Source organism: Okeania sp. SIO2C9 (genome assembly GCF_010672455.1).
In the GTDB taxonomy this organism is placed as follows: Bacteria; Cyanobacteriota; Cyanobacteriia; order Cyanobacteriales; family Microcoleaceae; genus Okeania.
The window spans coordinates 1-1,066 of record NZ_JAAHGO010000300.1 but is presented as its reverse complement, the minus strand read 5'-3'; the positions used below and the strand labels follow the sequence as shown (position 1 = coordinate 1,066).

At 47.3% G+C, this 1,066-nt stretch carries 1 protein-coding gene; it reads right to left on the bottom strand.

What is annotated here, in order from left to right; translation table 11 throughout:
• Positions 1-82 precede the first annotated feature (82 nt).
• Positions 83-1,066 (bottom strand): DNA gyrase C-terminal beta-propeller domain-containing protein (locus F6K23_RS41175; protein ID WP_293167072.1); only part of this gene is annotated, 984 nt, incomplete at its 5' end.

Genomic DNA, 1,066 nt, shown 5'->3' with positions numbered 1-1,066 from the left:
TCCTAATTGATCAGCAGCAGATACTACGCGCTAGAGACACAAAATATTCTCATGTCTCTACATAATATCCAAAACGCTTAGTCTACAAAGCTTCCTCCATTTCTTCCTCCGTCTCTTCCTCTTCCTCCCCTGTCAGAGGCACCAAAGCTACAGCCGCGATCGCATCATCCTCATCAAGACGCTGCACTCTCACCCCTGTTGCCATCCGAGATTGGGGCGAAATAGCATCAATTAACTGCCGAATGATAATACCCCTACTGGTAACCATCATCAACTCATCCCCTTCATTAACAACCCGCAGCGCTGCTAATTGGTCTTTAGCTTTGCGGAATTTTGTGGCTCGCACTCCCATGCCAGCACGATTTTGCAACCTGAACTGTGACACTGGTACCCTTTTGCCATAGCCACCCATCGTCACCACCAGTACCCAAGGCCCTTGACCTGCACTTTCTAGCAACTCCTGCTCCTGGTCAGCTGCTACGCTAAGATTATTAGCATCTTCCGTTTCCTCCTCATCTGGCAAAGAACCTAAATCTTGCGTTTGTGCATCCTCAATAGCTGCCAGACTAGCTATAACTTGAGCAGGCAAAATATCCATGCTAATCAACTCATCTCGGGAGCGCAATTTCATCGCCTTAACTCCCCTGGTAGCGCGGCCTAAGGGACGCAGTTGCTCGTGATCAGTTTTGAAATGAATTGCCATCCCCTGACTCGAACCAATAATAATGCTGTCTTCTTCCCTGGCCCGACGTACCCACCGCAATTGATCACCTTCTCCTAAGGAAATTGCAATCAAGCCATTTGCACGAATATTACGGAAGGCTGCAAGGGTAGTTTTTTTGATGTAACCACTACAAGTCAACATCACCAGGTATTCATCATTGCTAAACTCAGATACTGGCACAATCGAGGTGATCTTTTCTTCGTGATTAATTGGTAGCATCTGTACAATCGGGACACCTCTGGCGGTGCGAGAAGCTGTGGGGATTTGGTATGCTGACATGCAGTAAACCACACCGCGATCGCTAAAGAATAAAATACTGTCGTGGTCGCAGAAAGTAAAGAA